Origin of the sequence: Flammeovirga yaeyamensis (assembly GCF_018736045.1) — a bacterium.
In the GTDB taxonomy this organism is placed as follows: Bacteria; Bacteroidota; Bacteroidia; order Cytophagales; family Flammeovirgaceae; genus Flammeovirga; species Flammeovirga yaeyamensis.
The window spans coordinates 2026118-2045001 of sequence record NZ_CP076133.1 but is presented as its reverse complement, the minus strand read 5'-3'; the positions used below and the strand labels follow the sequence as shown (position 1 = coordinate 2045001).

10 protein-coding genes are annotated in these 18884 nt (G+C 36.9%); 3 read left to right on the top strand and 7 right to left on the bottom strand.

Features of this window, described 5'->3' with window-relative positions:
• Positions 1-60: 60 nt before the first annotated feature.
• The 4 genes from KMW28_RS27830 to KMW28_RS27815 form a co-directional block, all read right to left on the bottom strand.
• On the bottom strand, positions 61-1269 hold the full coding sequence (locus KMW28_RS27830; RefSeq protein ID WP_169666610.1) for a hypothetical protein: 1209 nt from the start codon (positions 1267-1269) through the stop codon (positions 61-63).
• Between the two features lie 311 nt (positions 1270-1580).
• Positions 1581-3674 carry a xanthine dehydrogenase family protein molybdopterin-binding subunit gene (locus tag KMW28_RS27825; protein ID WP_169666606.1) on the bottom strand — a complete coding sequence of 698 codons (2094 nt, stop codon included), beginning with the start codon at positions 3672-3674 and terminating at the stop codon, positions 1581-1583.
• Between the two features lie 2 nt (positions 3675-3676).
• On the bottom strand, positions 3677-4141 hold the full coding sequence (locus tag KMW28_RS27820) for a (2Fe-2S)-binding protein (RefSeq protein ID WP_317171303.1): 465 nt from the start codon (positions 4139-4141) through the stop codon (positions 3677-3679).
• Complete coding sequence (locus KMW28_RS27815) at positions 4128-5150, bottom strand: XdhC family protein (protein ID WP_169666601.1); 1023 nt, start codon at positions 5148-5150, stop codon at positions 4128-4130. Before KMW28_RS27815 ends, KMW28_RS27820 begins: the two co-directional genes overlap by 14 nt.
• 691 nt (positions 5151-5841) lie before the next feature.
• Between KMW28_RS27815 and KMW28_RS27810 the strand changes: the two genes are divergently transcribed.
• Positions 5842-7656, top strand: a complete 1815-nt coding sequence (locus KMW28_RS27810; RefSeq protein ID WP_183363956.1) for a hypothetical protein — start codon at positions 5842-5844, stop codon at positions 7654-7656.
• Between the two features lie 92 nt (positions 7657-7748).
• Here KMW28_RS27810 and KMW28_RS27805 read toward each other — a convergent pair whose 3' ends face one another.
• A complete protein-coding gene (locus KMW28_RS27805; RefSeq protein ID WP_169665640.1) occupies positions 7749-7973 on the bottom strand; it encodes a hypothetical protein in 225 nt (74 codons plus the stop codon).
• A gap of 188 nt (positions 7974-8161) precedes the next feature.
• Here KMW28_RS27805 and KMW28_RS27800 point away from each other — a divergent pair, with 188 nt between their 5' ends.
• Complete coding sequence (locus KMW28_RS27800; protein WP_169665638.1) at positions 8162-11401, top strand: glycoside hydrolase family 2 TIM barrel-domain containing protein; 3240 nt, start codon at positions 8162-8164, stop codon at positions 11399-11401.
• A 157-nt stretch (positions 11402-11558) separates the two neighbouring features.
• On the opposite strand, the gene KMW28_RS27795 is transcribed toward KMW28_RS27800, so the two are convergent.
• Complete coding sequence (locus tag KMW28_RS27795) at positions 11559-11942, bottom strand: carbohydrate binding domain-containing protein (protein WP_244994573.1); 384 nt, start codon at positions 11940-11942, stop codon at positions 11559-11561.
• Between the two features lie 79 nt (positions 11943-12021).
• Positions 12022-12888, bottom strand: a complete 867-nt coding sequence (locus KMW28_RS27790; RefSeq protein ID WP_169665636.1) for a family 16 glycosylhydrolase — start codon at positions 12886-12888, stop codon at positions 12022-12024.
• A gap of 444 nt (positions 12889-13332) precedes the next feature.
• Here KMW28_RS27790 and KMW28_RS27785 point away from each other — a divergent pair, with 444 nt between their 5' ends.
• Positions 13333-18735 carry a PKD domain-containing protein gene (locus KMW28_RS27785; RefSeq protein ID WP_169665634.1) on the top strand — a complete coding sequence of 1801 codons (5403 nt, stop codon included), beginning with the start codon at positions 13333-13335 and terminating at the stop codon, positions 18733-18735.
• The last annotated feature ends 149 nt before the right edge of the window (positions 18736-18884 follow it).

Sequence of the window (18884 nt, the reverse complement as noted above, 5' to 3'; positions counted from 1 at the left end):
ACAAAAGGGTTGTTTCAAAAAAATGAAACAACCCTTTCTAAGAGATAGTTAGAAGTTAGCTTATTGCTCGTCGTTCATAGCGACAGCTTTTTGATAAGCTTCATATCTTGATTTATAGCTATCGATGAAATCATCGATTTGCTTTAATTGTCTTTCGAATTTACCCTCACCTAAGATTTTAAGTTGAGTAGTATGCATTTTTACCTTCTTGAAATCTTTAGTAAACAAGTAAGCTGAAGCTAAGTTAAAGTGCATACCACCTGTTACTTTTGCGTTTACTTTTGCTTTCTTGTTTTTAGGATCTTTCTCTTTTAAAGTTTCTTCCCAAGCTGCAATAGCACTATCGAAGTATTCTTTAGCATCAGCATAATCATCTTCATTTTCCATCATGTTGTAACCCATAGACACTTGGCTAAATGCTTCTGCATGTTCTGGGTAGATGTCTTTTTTAGAAGCACCCATGAATACTTTTAAATCCATTTCCTTAACAACATAACCGAATTTGCTGTTTAAGATACTGTTTGCCGCTTTCATGTTTTTAGAAAGTAAAGACTTCTCGTTGCTACGATAGTTCTTTTCTCTTTCAGGGCCCCAAGCTTTTGATAACTTAGAGTAACTTGTGCTTTCACCCCATGTAATAGTAGTGAAATCGTTTGAACCTGGCACATATGCATCATACAAAACTTCACCTGAAGCTGCAGTAACAGTCATTTTTACAGGGTTTTTCATTGTATATTGAACTTTCTTTAATGAATCACCTACGATTTTATAATCTGTGTAATCCATACCATTGAAAGAAAATTTGATCGTAACATTTGCATCATCAGATTTTGTTAAACCTTCGATCTTAATGTTATTGTTTACTTGTGTGCTACCGTCAATTTCTTTAGGATACATAGGCTTTTTAGGATATGATCCTTTTTTTACCTCAGCTTCAGTAGGACGAGTGTCTCCAAGAAGTAAAGCTGTCGCAATTTTAGCACCTGCAGAAGCAGAGTCATATTGTGCCTGACGTCTTCTTAAATCAGCTAAGTCAGCTTCATATCTAGCGTCTATTTTTGCTTTTGCTTCCTCATAATTCTTCTTCATTTCTTCTGCACGTTCAGCAGAAGTAGTTTCAGTCTCAATTTTGTACAATCTTTCTGCTTTAGGAAAAGGAGCAGAAGGGTATTGAACATAGCGAAATTCAACTTTTTCGTTTTTGATTTTTTGACCAAATGACGTGATAGAAACCAATAAGGCAGAGAGTATAAGTAAATACTTATTCATCGTTTAGTTATCTTAATAGTTAGAAAAAATAATAGTTTAAAAAAATACAGATGCAAAATTAAAGAGCAAAATAACTTTAACCCATAATTGAAGAGATAATTTCATAATATCATAATTTATGTTATACATAAACTTAGAATTTTAATATTCTTTGATAATGAAATAATACAATTTTAAAATATAAATTGACATTAGGAGTTGTATAACATTGTAGTGTAAGAATCAGATGGAAAGAAATAGTATTTTGAATAAAGTTTGTATGGATGTTGCATAACAACACCCATACAAAATACATGACTTAACTTAAGATATTAACCTAAAAACGGATGGGCTGTCCATCGTTTTCCTGTCGCTTTTTTAACCGCATTGGCAAACGCGGCTGCCGCAGGAGGGTAGGCAGGTTCACCTAAACCTGTTGGAGCTTCATTTGTATCTACAAAATGAGTTTCCACAATTGGCGTCTGCATCATTCTACCTAAAGCATATTGATCAAAGTTCTGTTCTTGCACTTTACCTTTTACAATGGAAATCTCTGAGTTTCTTGAATGTCCCAACGCATCTAAAATACTACCTTCTACTTGTGCTTTAGCACCAGATATATTGATGACAATACCACAATCTACGGCTGCAACTACTTTTGTTGGAATGGCTTTTCCATCTTTCATTTCTATTTCACAGACCTCGGCTACATAAGTGTTGTGGCTGAAGTAACAAGCAAAACCTTGAATAGCATCTGTTTTACCCCAATTGGATTTTTCTTTGACCAAATCAATGACTGCTTTCATGCGTTTTGGTGCATAAGGTAATTTTTTACCTGTGGCAGCATCCAATATTTCCTGATGGAACTCAATACAGTCTTTGTTTAAACTCTCGGCAACATCATCTAAAAAGCTACCCGTAGAGAAACCAAGGAAATTGGTGATGGGTGCTCTCCACCAAAGTGTACTGATGTCGGTTTCAATATGCTCCGAAGTAGTATGATAATGATCGACCGTTCCGCCAGGGAAAAAGTTAGCATTCCATGGTCTTAGTCCACTTTTTTGAGTAATGGCTTCTTTAATCTCAAGAGAATGTAACTTGTTATTCTTCATCCCAGCAGTAAGTTTATATTTTACTTTAGGTCTAAACATTCCCGAATCCATATCGTCCTCTCTCTTGTGCACTAATTTTACGGGAGCTTTAATCTTTGCAGAAATTTGAGCGGATTCTAATGTGAAATCTGTACTCAAACGACGACCAAAACCGCCACCCATACGTGTCATTTCCACAGTGATATTCTCTTCTGGAATACCCAAATCTTCCGCCACAGTTTTAGCACTATTTCTAGGAACCTGTGTAGGGCCAATAAGTCGAGCACTGTTTTCTTTCACATCAGCAAAGAAACATAAAGGCTCTAAAGTAGCATGTGGTAGATAAGGTGATGAGAAAGTTTTAGAGATCACTTTATAGGCTGATTTAATCGCCTTGCTATACTGACCTGTCGAAACTATTTTCTCTCCTTTACCCAATAATGCCTTATCCATTTTCTGATCAATGATTTTGGTATCTTGATCCGATTTAATGTTCTTCCATTTTACTTTAACAGCATCTTTGGCTTTAAAAACACTCCATGTGTTCTTACCAATAATACCTACTTTATTATCAAATGATATGACCTGTTCAATACCATTCATTTTAAGTGCTTCGGCAGCATCAAAGCTATCCAATTCTGCACCGAAAGGAGGGATGATGACACTGGCGTATTTCATCCCTTCTTCTTTATAGTCAATACCGAAAATAGGCTTGCCGGTAATGATGTCATCGATATCTACATTTAAGATAGGCTGACCGATCAATTTGAAATCCTTTGATTTCTTTAATGGAGCCTCCTCAGGAATCTCTAATTTTGATGCCGCTTCTAATACATCAGCATATTTTAATTGATCGCCTTTGGAATTTTTGATGATCGCATCTTCTGCTATACATTCTGAAACATCCACTTTCCATTGCTGAGCAGCAGCGGTCATCAACATCAATTTGACAGTTGCACCGGCATTTCTTAATGTTGGGAAATTTTGACGGATGGATTGAGATCCACCAGCCACTTGACGATTGAAATCGTTACTCAAAGGTGCCTGTTTTACGGTAACCATTTCCCAAGGCACATCCAATTCCTCAGCTACAATCATTGGCATAGCGGTCTTAATACCTTGACCAATTTCTGGGTTGGGAGAATAGATAATGACATGCCCCGTCTTGGCCATTTCGATATAGGCATTAAACGCCGTAAAGTCCAACTCATCTACATTTACAGGCATTTCTGAGCCTTTGCTCTCACAACCTGCAAACTGTAAGCCTACCAAAAGTCCACCGCTTCCTAACAACGATAGACGTAAAAAATTTCTTCTGTTAATTGAGTTTCCCATGTCTATTTTGTTAGTTTTTCTGCAGCCACTGCCACGGCTTTTTCAATACGATTATAAGAGGCACATCTGCAAATATTTGTTTGCATGGCCATTCGGATTTCGTCTTTATTGGGTGATGGATTTTTAGCTAAAAATGCTGAAGCTTTCATTATTTGTCCACCTTGGCAATACCCACATTGTGGAACATCGATTTCCTTCCATGCTTCTTGCACCGGATGATCGCCTTTTTCTGAGAGTCCTTCTATGGTAGTTATTTCTACACCTTCGGCCAATTCGACCATAGTCTGACAACTTTTTTGTGCTTCTCCGTCCAAATGAACAGTACACGCACCGCATTGTCCGACGCCACAGCCATATTTTGTACCCATTAATTGAAGTTCGTCGCGGAGCACCCATAATAAAGGTGTGCCTGCTTCGACATCTACCGTGTAGTTTTTCTTATTGACTTTTAGACTAAATTCCATGATTTATTGTGATGTGATAATCTTGATCAAGAGTACTATCTGATTTCTTATTTTTTTGAATTTGAATGATTTCAGCCATAATAGAAATGGCTATTTCTTGAGGCGTTTCCGCTCCAATATCTAATCCACATGGAGAGTGTATACTTTCAAGAAATTTATTTGATACATCTGGAGAGAATTCCTCCAAATGTTGTAATAGTTTTTTCTTTCTTTTCTTGGCCCCTAAGATGCCTATATAGCCAATTTCTTGGTGTTGAAGTTGGGTGAGGTAATGTAGATCTTTAATCAAATTATGAGTCATTAAAACCACACCCGTCTGATGATCAAAAGACAATTGACTCACTTCATCTTCGTTTATTTTGATATAATTGACTTCCTCAGGAAATAAACTCACTTCCCCTTTTCCGTGAATACTATCCACCACATTTACTTTCCATCCATTCCCCAAAGCAAATTGCGCTAAGGGTAAGGCATCGTGATCTACACCGAAAATATAGAGTTGATAAATAGGAAGTAATGTTTGATGAAAGCTTTGCAAATGAGGACTATCCATTGATAAGTCATAGGAGAATAAAGGAACACCGTCACAGATAAAACGTGTTTGGGAATACCTCATCTCTAAAACGTTTTCAGAATATAAAGAGTAACATTCTATGACTTTTCTACTTTCAATGGCTTTTTGAAAACCTTGGTAACTGTTTTCATCAATGTGAAGTGGTTCGATAAGAATACTTAGAACACCTTCGCAACCCAAACGTAGTTTTCCATTATAGCGAATTACTTTAGGAAGTCCACTTTGAAAAACATCGACAGATTGTCTTCTAATTTCATTCTCTACACACCCTCCACTAACAGCCCCAACAAAGTCGCCTTCCTCGGAGATTAACATACGTACACCAGGCTTACGATAGGAAGAACCGTCCAAAGCCACGACTGTAACCAAGACCGTTTTTAAATTTTGAGTATTCCATTTGTAAGATTGCTGGACAATATATTGAAGCTCGTGTAACATGTTTAGAGTGTAGAATTAGATGCAATGACAATTTATAAAATTTGAATAGCAATGTCCTGAGTTTCATTACAATTTTATGTAATGATAACATTCTTAGAGAAATATTTAAACTGATTATAAATAGGAGGGTAGAGATGGATAATTGAGGCGTAGAAATAGATAAAATTAGAATAGAATTCTTTTTGGGTTGATGTTTATTTGGGGGGGCTTTGTAGCTCGACTGTTTGTAATGTTAAGCCGCAGGCCAAACTATTCAATTGTATAAGTTTTTAACTTATCACAACTAAATACTGAGTATTAGGTGATAAGTCGCAGACTTAAACTATGAAGAGTTCTTAGTGACGCCTTCGGCTTAACACAAAGAACAGAAGAGAATTAAGCTCAATCTGGTTCGAGTGTTAAGCGATAGCGTCACTCGGACCCCTAAACGTACAAGGTCTCCCGACCTTGTAGGATTGTGTCATATATCTTACACAAATCGCTTCGTTACCAATAAAAAATATAACTATACACAGAATCAATTGTGTACAACAAATAATATTAATTATCCTCCGATAATATCATTTCAAATAAATTGATTAAATACTACTTTCGGGCTGCGAAAAACTTGACAATTTTTCGTAATACGACTAATAAATTTTTTACACAGCGGTTATTTTTATCGATTCGCTAAAACTGAAATATTTTTAACATGAAAAACAAACTAACTACACTAGTTGCTATACTAGGTTACTTGTTATTACTGACAACATCATGCGATAAGTCAGAAGAAGAAATTAACGGTGGTGATGATCCTGTCAATGGGATGGACGGCGTAACTGTATCTGCTTTAGATCCTAAGATTGGTTATACCTCTTTGGAATTAATAGGTAGTATTGCCAATTATGAAGATTCATTAGAGGCTTCTGCGAAATTCGTTTTATACGATGGAGAAGAAGTGGTTTCAGAAAAGACATTTACTGATTTACAAAATCAGGAGTATACTTTAGAAGTTGAGAAATTGACTTCTGGAAAAGAATACCAATACGATTTTTCTGTGATTCGTGGAGAAGACGTAGTCACTACAGGAAAAAAGAAAGTAAGTACTCAAGAAGTGAAAACAAATTTCTCTGCTGATGGAGGATTTACTTCATTCAGAATAAACGGTGCTTTAGAAGGAATTTTAGAAAATACTAAAATCACAATCGTAACAGAAGTAATTTCAGGAGATGAAATAGTAAAATCGGAGACGAAAGAATTCGATAAAGATAAGGAAGAGTTAGAAATTGTCGTTTCTGGCTTAGACATGGCAGCGAACTACTCTTCGAAAGTAACAGTGAAGTACGTTGATGAAGTACTTTCTGAAGAAGAATATGATTTTAAAACGCATACCTTTTCCGTTAGCACTAAAGATGTAAGTAATAATCAAGGTGGTTTATATATGGAAGGAACATTCACTTCTGATATCGACCCTAACGACGATCTTGCACTTGGTTTCTACTACAAAAAAGGAACTGATGCTGACGATGCATACACTTGGATGGATGCAGAAATGAAAGACGAAACTACTTTAGTAGCGGTAGGACACGGTTTGGAGATTGGTGTTGCTTACGATGTAAAAGCAGCAGTTAAAATTACTTCAGAAGAAACAGAGGAAGTAGCGACTGAGGTGAAAACCTTAGATGATTTACATGGTGGTGTATTTGTTGATGTTGCTGCGACTGGGACTGGAGATGGTAGTAGTTGGGAGAATGCGTTTACGAGTTTAAAAACAGCTGTAGAAACTACTGAAGCTGCAATTGAAGGAGAGGATAATACAATTAATGTTTTGGTTAGAAAAGGTACTTATACAGAGTCAATAGTAACTAATTCTAATTCAGCTTTTCTTAATTTTTATGGCGGTTATAGTTCAGATGGATTTGAAAAAATTGATGAACGTAATTTAGTAGAAAATATATCGCTTATGAATCTTTCTATTGTTTTTGGAATAACAGATCTCAATCATGTGAAAACTCTAAGAGTAATTGATGGTTTTGAATTTGATTTTGAAGGACTTAATGCAGATAATTTATTTACTTTAGTTACAATTGAAAGTGGAGATTACAATATTGTTAATTGTAGTTTTAGAAATGGGCCATATGGTATTTTAAATAGGCATATGAAGATAAATGAAAATTTTACAATTAATATTAAAAATTGTGTTTTGGAAAACACACCAAGAGGAATTTATATTAATAATGCTTTTGATGATAATACTGTTCTAGTTGAAAATACAAAATTCATCAACGCGGAAATCGTCATTGAAAAGAAGATAAGAGTTGATGAAAATAATACACTATCAGTTGAAAATATAGAAATAATAGGTGATAAAACTAATGTCATTTTTATGTTTGATATAGATCAAGATGCTTCCAATTATGAAAATTGGTTAAATAATAATGGTGTTTGTTTAAATGGTGTAGGAGATGTTGAAGAAATAAAAACTCAAATAAATGTAAAAGATGGGGTTTTTTATCCATGTAATTAATCGTCATTTTGTTTAATAATAATGAAATTAAATCCCCAATGTTTTGAGTATTAAGTGATAACGCACTCAGAACCCCACATACCATAAGTTTATTAACTTATACCAAAAAAATCCCACAAGATCACACCTTGTGGGATTTTTTTATCTCTGTTTAATATCAAATAGATATTAAGAAACCAACTCACTTCCTTTCCATCAAAATCACCCCACCAACATAAGACCTGTATGTCAAACTCAGAAGAATATTCTCTACCCTCAACAATCAAAGCAAGCATCAGCCTTTCTAAATCATACAGCTCAAAGTTTAAGATTTGCATAAAATACCAACTGAACAAAATATAGACAAGAGGTTGAAATTATCTTAGAATACGGGGTTATATCTGAACATTGCTCATAATAATCTGAGTAAATAAAGAAGAGGATTCACTATTCATTATGTTTGATTAAGCGATTACTATTAGAAGTAACATCATTTTAAATAAACAATGCTAACCTGATAGATGAAATGAAAAAAATTATTCAAACCATTATCTTCTTGACGCTTTCAATACCAACTTTTTCTCAAAATATTTGGGAAAACGAAGAGGTATATGAAAGGAATAAATTAGATGCACGAGTACCTTCTAACTCTTACACTTCAGAGGAGGATGCCAAAACCTTGGATAGAAGCAAGAGTAAATTGAAGATGCTCAACGGCACCTGGAAATTTAACTATGTGGATGATGATAAAAAACGACCTTTAGAATTTTATAAAAAAGAGTTTAAAAGCAGTAATTTTAAAGATATTGAAGTGCCCTCCAATTGGGAACTAAAGGGATATGGACAACCCATTTATACGAATATAGTGTATCCTTTTACCCCTCATATTTTGGAAGGTAAATTACCCAATTACGATTGGAGAGGTCCAAGACCTCCTATGCCTCCTTTTATTTATAGAGATAATCCTGTTGGATCCTATTACAGAGATTTTGAAGTTCCAGCAGATTGGGATGGAGATGATATAATTTTACATTTTGGAGGAGTAACGTCTGCTTTTTATGTATGGATTAATGGAGAAGAGGTAGGCTACAGTCAGGGTAGTAGATTGGCCGCAGAATTTGATATCACAAAATATCTTGTGAAAGGTAAAAATAGAGTGGCTGTTCAAGTATTTAAATACAGCGATGGCAGTTATCTTGAAGATCAAGATATGTGGCGATTAGCGGGTATCCATAGGGAAGTAATGATCATGGCGCAACCTAAAATATCAATGACAGATTTTAGAGTGAGGACCATTTTAAATGATGATTTAACGGAGGCTACGCTAAAAGTTGAACCCGAAATGTGGAAAGCATCGGAACATATTCAACTAAAGGATTACACCATAAAAGGGAAACTATTTGATGATAACGGAAAAGAGTTAGTGGAAACACTATCAGATGTTTCTGCGGATGATGTAGTGAATGTTCGTTGGCCTCAAAGAGATCTTCCTGTTATACCTAGTTTAAAAGCGACTTTTACGAATCCAAAGTTATGGTCTGCAGAACATCCGAATCTTTATACTTTAGTCATTTCTCTTTACGACAAGAAAGGGGAATTATTAGAAGCAAGAAGCGAAAAGGTAGGTTTTATAAAAGTAGCCTTTGATAACAATCAAGCACTATTAATTAATAATATTCCAACAAAAATTTTAGGTGTTAACCGACATGATCATCACCCTGTAAGAGGAAAAGCAGTCACGAGAGAGGATATGGAAGAAGAGGTGAAAATAATGAAACGTTTCAACATCAATGCAGTGAGAACTTCTCACTACCCGAACGATCCTTATTTCTTGGAATTGTGTAATAAATATGGTTTGTACGTCATGTCTGAAGCCAACATAGAAACACATCATTTAGGAGGATATATTCCAAATAAAACGTCTTGGATTGCGCCATTAATGAGTAGAGTCTACCGTATGGTGGAAAGAGATAAGAACAATCCAAGTATTATCTCTTGGTCGCTAGGTAATGAAGCGGGAACTGGTCCTGCTTTCGCAGCAGCGGCCGCCTGGATTAAAGATTTTGATCCTTCAAGATTTATCCACTACGAAGGTGCACAAGGGGACCCGACCCATCCACAATATCAAGAGGGCTTTGATATTGGGCAATCTCCAGCAATGGCGAATCCAACCGACCCTCCATACGTAGATGTGGTGAGTAGAATGTACCCTAATTTGTCGCAAGTAGTGAACATGTCGAAAAGCGAATATATTAAAAGACCAATTGTAATGTGTGAATATATGCATGCAATGGGCAACTCTATGGGTGGCCTTGGAGAATACTGGGATTACATCAGAAAAACACCAAATACTATAGGAGGATTTATCTGGGATTTTAGAGACCAAGGGTTAGTCACAAAAAATGATAAAGGAGAATCCTATTATGCCTATGGAGGGGACTTTGGTGATGTTCCTAATAATCAAAATTTCTGTATGAATGGTGTTTTCGCATCAGATCTAACCCCTCATCCTCATGCTTACGAAATGAAACATGTTTTTCAACCATTCGAAATCCAATGGGAGGATAAAGAAAATGGAGTGGTGAAAATTAAAAATAGATTCCATGATTCTTCATTTAGTAACTATCAATTCGTAGTAGAACTTTTAGAAAATGGAGTAGCGATACAGACTACTGAATTAGATAAAATTGATGTAATGGCAGGGGAGGAATCGACCTTTACACTTCCCATCAAAAAGAAACTCATCAAATCCGATGCAGAGTATCTAATTAACATCAAATTATTAGAGAAAAAAGATAGATTATGGTGTAAGGCCGGGAGTGAAGTAGGGAGCACTCAACTTATCTATCAAAGTAAACATCAATCAATTGTTGTAAAGAACAAAAGAGCTTCAAAAGATCAATTTAAAGTTGAAGAAAAAGCGGATCAGTTAATCGTTAAGAGTGAAAATGCGCATGTTGTGTTCTCTAAGAAAACTGGAGAATTGACATCTTATCAAATCAAAAATGAAGAATTTTTAAAGCAACCTGTTAAGGTAAACTTTTGGCGACCATTGACGGATAATGACATGAGAGGATCATCTGCTTATTCTATGCGTCAATCAACTAAATTCTGGAAAGATATAGATCAGAAATGGTCTACAAACATCACTTCAAACCCATTGAAAGGAGGCGAAGTGGAGGTCAATGTGCATCATAAAATGGAAGATAAAGTGGACCTTCACCTTACCTATATCATATCAAATGAAGGGGTGAAAATAGATATGCATCTAAATGCCAATAACGACCTTCCCGACCTTATTAATTTTGGTTTGACTATGGGTATCAATAAAAGCTTAAATCAGACGGCCTTTTATGGAAATGGTCCTTATGGAAATTATATCGATAGGAACAGAAGTGGTCAAAAGCGTTTGTATCAACTCAAAACAGACGATTTGTATTATGCCTATGTGAAGCCTCAAGAAAATGGAAATAGAACAAATACAGATTGGGTAAAATTTTCGAATAACAGTTCATCCGAATTATTTGTACAAGGTGAACCTACACTAGAGTTTTCTATTTGGCCTTATTCGGCTTCAAAAATTAGAAAGGCATCGCATCAGTACAAACTAGTTGAAGATGATTTTTATACTTTAAATATCGGTTTAAGACAAGCCGCCCTTGGTGGAACTTTAACTCACATACAGAAACAGTTTTTGATGAAATCTGGTGAGTATCGTTTTAGTTGTATCATTGGAGGTAAAATAGATACTAAACAAGTGAATTAGTAAATAAAAAAATGTGGATGTATCATAAGCCCCGGAATTAATTCCGGGGCTTATGATACGAGGTACAGTAGACAAAAAAATCCCACAAGATGATAGGTCTTGTGGGATTTTTTATACTCTCCTAACTTCTCTGATGTCTCAGAAAAATTATCTATTGCTATATGCTACTATCCTTTAACGATGGACTTTCGATCAACTCAAAATGATCCACACGTACCTCATGTTTTTTCCACTTATTCGTGAAATACACCAATGTTTTATTGGCATTACTTCCTGTTGTAAACAAGATCGACTGTCTGTACCAATCGTTCTTAAAGTACTTGATTATTGGTTGCTGACCTGCACCGTAATTCTTCACACCCAACCAACCGTTTTCATAGATCGTTTTCCCATCAGAATTTGGAAGACGAGCATAGGCTGATAGAATGTAGGTCGTATTCGGCTTCAATTTTATGGTCTTAGAAATTGTCGCTTCGCTGTTTGGAGATAATTTGATGTGATTTTGGCCATCAAAGCTACCTTTCTTCGTCATCAATTTCACTTTTCCTGTTGTTTCCCAATCGCCAATACCTTCTTCGAAACTAGCATTTGATAAAAGGTTTTCAGGTTGTTTGTATGCCTTAGGCTACATCACCTTTCTTTTGCCAAATTCGAACATAATCGATATTGAATTTTAAACCGTCGGCAGGGATATCTTCTTTCTTAGGGTTAACTTTCCAAGGGAAGACCTCATTGTCCACCCATACTTTTTGTTCATTGTTCATTACCCACTTATCACCCAATTCTTCTTTAGTAATGTAGCGGACTAAATGACCGTCGATAAAGATTTTCATAAAGTCTTCGTTCCATTCACAGCCATATACATGGTAATCTTCCGATAATCGGAAAGGCAATTGTACTTTATTGTCCCAGCTTGTTTTACCAAATAAGGGATCTTTCGGATTTCTGCTCCAATCGTGGAATGAAGTATGATAGACTTTCTCATGATGCTTGTCTTTTGGGTACTTCCCAAAGATCTCAAAAACATCTAACTCACCACCTTTTCCAGTAAACCAAAAAGCACTTGATAACGGACCATCAGCAGCTTTACATCTGATCTCCATATAGCCTTCTTTGAACTTACTTTTCGAGATGATCGCACCTGTCGTGATGTTCTCAAATTTATATCCTTTATGTTTCCCTTTAAGGAAGTTAAAGCCGGGTTCCCATCGAGTCGTAATTACCAATTCGTTATTTTCTACGCTCACCGCATGTGGCACAAATTGAGAAGGGGCTCTTCCTTTAAAGTTGTTCTCGTAGTTGTCGTTTTCACCCTGAACAATCCACTTGTCTTTGTCGAGTGAGTTGCCTTTAAACTCATCACTCACAGATTCATTCAAGACCCATCCTTCTTTGTTGTTCGGATCGGTAAAAGGGTTTTGGGCATGCAACGTCATCGACGATAAAGTCACCCCACCAATAAGTAATAATTGCTTTATTCTATTCATTTCAATTGATATTTATGATTATCAAAAGCGAAGAACTACAATAATTAAAATAGGAGTGTTTTTCTAAGTAAATAAAAAGAAAGTGTCGGTCAGTTCAATTTTTAATGCTATCTGATGCAGAGGGTAAGTACTTCTTAATGAGCTGGTTATGTGGTATTGTTTGAGTAGAAATGTTTATCAAATGTTTCTTTTGATGCTGAATAAGTATTGACTAATAAAAACATCATTTTCACTAATAACAACCTGCTTCGGGGAGAATCAAAATACCTTTGGATCATTAAAAGCGTAATTTTCACATTATAAAAAGAAATGAAATGAAACAATGAATTAACAGGGAATACCTATCTGTAGGTTCTTGATGACACATAACTATTACAGAGACTATTAAGCAGACCGATCTCTCAAGAATCAAAAATTATTTAATTATTACATAACTAAAACAATATGATGAAAAGTTTTAGACTTTTTCTAGGGACTATTGCCCTTATTTTTTCACATTTTGTAGTAGCACAAGAAAAGCCAAACGTACTAATTATTCATACTGACGAACATAGTTTTAAGACTATCGGGAAGTATAGAGAATTAGACATGGGTAGTGGAAACATATCCAACGAAGATTATTACAACCCATGGGCGGCTACAGAAAATGTTCCTACTCCCAATTTAGATAGAATTGGGGAGGAGGGAGCAGTAAGTACAAAGCATTATGCAACTTCTCCAACATGTACACCTTCTAGAGCATCGTTAATGACGGGGCGTTATCCTTTTGTAACGGGTGCGGCACGTAACGACCGACCTATGCATGGTGAACTAAAAACTTTTGCCGATGCCTTTAAAGAAAATGGTTACTCAACAGCTTACGTTGGGAAGTGGCACTTAGAAGGAAAAGACGATCCGGAAACGCAAGTTTGGGGTGCAGGTAGAAACTTTGGTTTCGATAACATCGAATGGAGAATTGAAAAGGAACACTGGACTTGGTACGACGAGGACGGTAACCCTCCTTACAACTGGGGTGAAAATGGTAAGCCTGGCGATGGCTGGATTTATGCCACTGAATTCTACACCAACAAAGCCATAGAAATTATGGAACAAGATGTAGACAATGGCGATCCGTTCTGTTTGATGATCTCGATTCCAGATCCTCATACACCAAACCACTCAGCTCCAGAATATCAAGATTGGTGTCGTAATGTAGACTTCCAAGCTCCTTATACCTACGAACAAACGTATGTAACACCAGAGGAAGATGAAGCAGGTATTATCAAAAGACCACATTGGGCAAACGATAGAAACAATAACGACGTATGGCATGGTTCGCAACGTTATGCAGAATTCGATGAATTCTATATGCAAGAATATTGGGGGATGCTTTCTGCAGTAGACGATAACGTTGGTAGAATGTTAGACTTCTTGGAAGAGAAAGGTCAGCTAGACAACACAATTATTGTGTACTCGTCCGATCACGGTGATATGCTTTTCGAGATGAGTAGAATCAACAAAGGTCTTCCGTACGATGGATCAGCAAAATTACCATTCTTGATCCGTTACCCTAAGAAAATCGATGCAGGTAAAATCGTCACCACTCCTCATACAAATGCGGATGTGGGACAGACTTTATTGGCATTGGCAGATTTGCCTTCGATGGACGATATCGATGGTCAAGATAAATCGGAATTATTTACTAGAGACCAACAAATGGTTACCGACGAAGATACGGTATTGATCGTACAAGACGGAAACTGGTGGATGTGTGTAGCTACAGAACGTTATAAGCTCGTATTGAACAACAAAGAAGAACCTTACCTTATCGATATGGTAGAGGATCCTCTAGAATTAGATAACCAATTGTCGGACAAAGATGCGGCAAATTATGATGAGTATTATCAAATCGCTTTAAAGTTGGAAGATAATATGAAGCGTCAGGTAGTAGAAAAAGGCGAATTGTATGGCGCCGGTTTCAAGTTCTTGATGTGGATGACAGAAGGTCCGGAAATTCCACCGCTTCCATCGGTTCCAGAATCAGAATTACCTCTTGATGCAACATTATTTGGTTTCGAAGGTCCTGCCATTGTAGACGGTACGGCCAAGCGTTGGACGTTGAATGCCGATTATCATGAGATTGTAGACACAAAAGCGTATTCGGGAGATCATAGTTTGAAATTCTCATACAACTCTCCACTTGCAGCCAATGCATCTTTACACGCTCCAGGTGGTGTGGTAAGGTTGGCCGATGGATATTACACATTCAAAGCAAAAATGTTTGTAGAGCCGGGTAGTGGTTTGAATCGTTTCCGTTTGAATTTCAAAAACCCAAGTAAGAGTTTAGATCCATTCGATGTTTCCAATGTAAGAACAGGAGAATGGGTAGAAGTAGCTTTTAATTTTGATATGCTACCAGGGACAACATCAGAAGGTACGTTCTCTTTGGTGATCCAACCGGGAGATACAGACGGCGGCTCTTTTGCCGAAGTGTACTTCGATGATATCGAAATTGAAGAAAGAATTCCACTTCAGTTTACTGGATTAGACCCTGTTTTGTACGGCTTTGAAGGAAGTGCATTTATCGATGGCACAGAGAAAAACTGGACATTAGGAAATGGTGCAGCTTATAGCAGAGAGGAGATGCATACCGGACAAAGAAGTTTAGATTTATCGGATGTTTCGAACATTACATCAAGCGTTACTTTGGCTGCTCACTCACCAGTAAAATCACTTTATATGAACCAAGGCGATTATAAATTGAATGTGAGAGTGAAAGCGAAGGAAAACAATAGAGTCAACACTTTCGATATCATTTTAAAAGACAACATGAGTCAGAGTCTGTATATCATTCATCAATTTGATATTTCAGGTATTACAGAAGCTGATGGATGGGTAACCTTATCGAAAAACTTCACTTTCAACAAAGAAAGCGACCCAAGTAATGGTCAGATCACCATTCGTGTGAGAGAATCTGATTTGAACCCATCGGGAACTGAAGAATACTTCTTTATCGATGATATCGAACTTATTAAATTCGAATCGGATAACGGCGGAGAGGAGACAGAAGTGGCTAAAGATGTTCCAAATGCAGAAGGAGACATCAACTTAGTCAATTCTCATTTACATAGTTTCGAAGGTCCAACATTATTGGATCTAAATGGAGACGGTACGAAAACTCGTGTGGATTGGATCAGTGCGCAAGCATTCTCAATTGTAGAGATGAATGGTGCACCTCATGGAAAACGTGTGATGCGTTTCACTCACGATGCCCCATTAAGTGCAAACCAAAGTACGTATTTGGAGAAATTATCGGCTCCATTGCCAAATGATAAAGACTTAGAGTTCTCAATGAAAGTCTATAAAGAAGAAGGCAGCACGATCAACACCATCCGTTTGATCAACATTTCTACAGCCGTTAACTTCGATATTTCTTCTATTGCAGAAGGCGAGTGGGTAACACTAAAAACAGTTTTCAAAGCGGGTACAATTCGTGAAGACTTGAGAGTAAACCTACAAGTACAAACCGGAAATACGGGCGATCATGCCACGCTTTATATCGACGATATTCGCATTATCGATCCAAACGATATCGAAGATGGAGGAGAAGAAGAAGGATGTGTTTCTAACCCATCAGCATTTTTGAACTCATGTAATTACGGTTTCGAAGAGCAACAAAGTGAGTGGTCGAATACTTCTGGAGTATACACTTTCACAGACGAAAAATCTTGGGGAGGAAACTACAGTATCAAAGCAGTAGTCGATGAAGTGATTGCAACAGGTAACAAAAACTTATCGCCTAAAACATCTATCCAACAGCCTAAAGTAATGCCAGAGGATTATGTGATTAGCATGAAAGTTTGGATCGACGAAAACTGTACTTTAGACAATATCGCCACGGTATATAAGTACGATGTGAGCAATGCACAAACAGATTTAATTGCTTTAGATGAGCTACCTAAGAATCAGTGGGTAACGGTTATGCAAAATCAGACTTTACCTGCAGGAGACGATATTGTTTTGGAATGGGTTGGACTTCGTTTCAATAAATACACGGTTGGTACAGGAACAATGTATGTTGATGATTTTAAAGTGACTCCATTAAGCGAATACGTTCCTGAAGAGGAGAAAACGGTCACAATCACTGTAAAAGATGAAGAAGACCAAGCGGTTGATGGAGCGGAAATATCAACTTCGAATTTCGACAACTTGATGACAGACATGTTAGGCGAAGCAGAATTAATGATCTCTGCTGTTTCTAACAAAGTATTTACTGTGATGAAAGACGGTTACAACACCATCACTTCTGCATTTACCGTAGAAAATGATGACGTATCCGTAAATGTGGTCATGAAAGAAAAAACATCTGATTTCATGGTTGAAGTAACAGATTTAGACGGACAGATTGTACAAGGTGCAACGGTAATCTTAAACGAGTCTCAGACACAACTTTCTGACGTGAGAGGTTTAACCGTATTCCAAGGATTTAGTGTGGGTACGGTGATCGATTACAAAGTGTCATTGGCAGATTTTAAAGAAGTAACTGGTCAATATATTACGACTGAGGAGCATAAAACAATGGTTGTTCAGTTGGAAAAAATGATTTATGCACCTGTATCAGATTTTGAGGTAAATAGAACAACTGGCGAATTACCGTTGGTGGTGAGGTTCACTGATTTATCAGAAAATGATCCAACAGAATGGGCTTGGGATTTTGGAGATGGCAATACATCAACAGAAAAGAATCCTTTCCATACCTATGAAACTGCTGGAGAATATACAGTACAGCTGACAACGAAAAACGTAACTGGAGAATCGACAGAAACGAAAGAAGCGTATGTAATTGCAGGTAATCCAGTAGTTTCAGACTTCACAACAGACGTTACCTCAGGTACAGTGCCTTTGACCGTTCAATTCACAGATCAGTCGACCAATACACCAACATCTTGGGCTTGGGACTTTGGCGACGAGTCGACTTCTAATGAGCAAAATCCCACACATATTTATACAGAAGTAGGAACCTATACTGTAAAACTGATGGCCCAAAATGCAGATGGAGGCAACGAAATCGTAAAAGAAGATTTGATAACGGTCAATCAGATTCCAGCTCCTACAGCAGCATTCTCAGTAAATACGGAGGAAGCGATTTTAGGAGATCCGGTTCGCTTCACAGACGAATCAACAGAAACGCCAACATCATGGGCATGGGACTTTGGCGATGGTAATACATCAGAAGTTCAAAACCCAACACATACCTATGCCGCATTGGGTGAGTATACGGTAACATTAACGGTACAAAATGCAGGTGGAGAATCTACAGAAACCAAAGAAAACTTTGTGACTGTTATTGAAGAACCACTAGAAGCTCCTATTGCCGATTTTGAAGCAGATCCAACAACAGGCAAAGGAGAATTAACCGTTCAGTTTACCGACCTGTCTATTGGTGAGATTGTTTCTTGGTTCTGGAACTTTGGTGATGGCAATACATCAGAAGAGCAAAATCCGAAGCATACGTATACCGAAGTTGGTCAGTACGATGTGAGCTTAAAAGTAAGCAACGAAGCGGGTGATGACACCAAATTAATGGAAGACATGATTACGGTAGAAAGTGATGCACCTACAAGTGCAGAATTGGATAGATTGAACATCAAGATCTTCCCTAATCCAGCACAACATGAAGTAAATGTGGTAGGACCAAACATCGAATCGGTAAGTATCTTCAATAGCCTAGGTCAATTAGTAAAAACAATTGATCATCAAGGAGATGGTGTGAAGGTTGATGTGAACGCACTTCCAAAAGGTATTTATATTTTCAACTTGCAATTAAGCAATGGGAAAGTAATATCGAATAAAGTGCATGTAAAATAATCATAGTGATTAAATAAGGGCTGTATAAACCCGAAACCCCAAGAAACCGTGGGCTAGAGATAAACTCAAAGTATGAATAGTTATCAAATTATTTTGAGAAAAATCAATAAGACTTCAGTCTTTTTGATAAAGATTATCCCCAGCCCATG

What these genes read in the sequence shown, in the direction of transcription:
- KMW28_RS27830 (WP_169666610.1), bottom strand. Translation starts at nt 1,269, where the DNA reads ATGAATAAGTATTTACTTATACTCTCTGCCTTATTGGTTTCTATCACG.
- KMW28_RS27825 (WP_169666606.1), bottom strand. Translation starts at nt 3,674, where the DNA reads ATGGGAAACTCAATTAACAGAAGAAATTTTTTACGTCTATCGTTGTTA.
- KMW28_RS27815 (WP_169666601.1), bottom strand. Translation starts at nt 5,150, where the DNA reads ATGTTACACGAGCTTCAATATATTGTCCAGCAATCTTACAAATGGAAT.
- KMW28_RS27810 (WP_183363956.1), top strand. Translation starts at nt 5,842, where the DNA reads ATGAAAAACAAACTAACTACACTAGTTGCTATACTAGGTTACTTGTTA.
- KMW28_RS27805 (WP_169665640.1), bottom strand. Translation starts at nt 7,973, where the DNA reads ATGCAAATCTTAAACTTTGAGCTGTATGATTTAGAAAGGCTGATGCTT.
- KMW28_RS27800 (WP_169665638.1), top strand. Translation starts at nt 8,162, where the DNA reads ATGAAAAAAATTATTCAAACCATTATCTTCTTGACGCTTTCAATACCA.
- KMW28_RS27790 (WP_169665636.1), bottom strand. Translation starts at nt 12,888, where the DNA reads ATGAATAGAATAAAGCAATTATTACTTATTGGTGGGGTGACTTTATCG.
- KMW28_RS27785 (WP_169665634.1), top strand. Translation starts at nt 13,333, where the DNA reads ATGATGAAAAGTTTTAGACTTTTTCTAGGGACTATTGCCCTTATTTTT.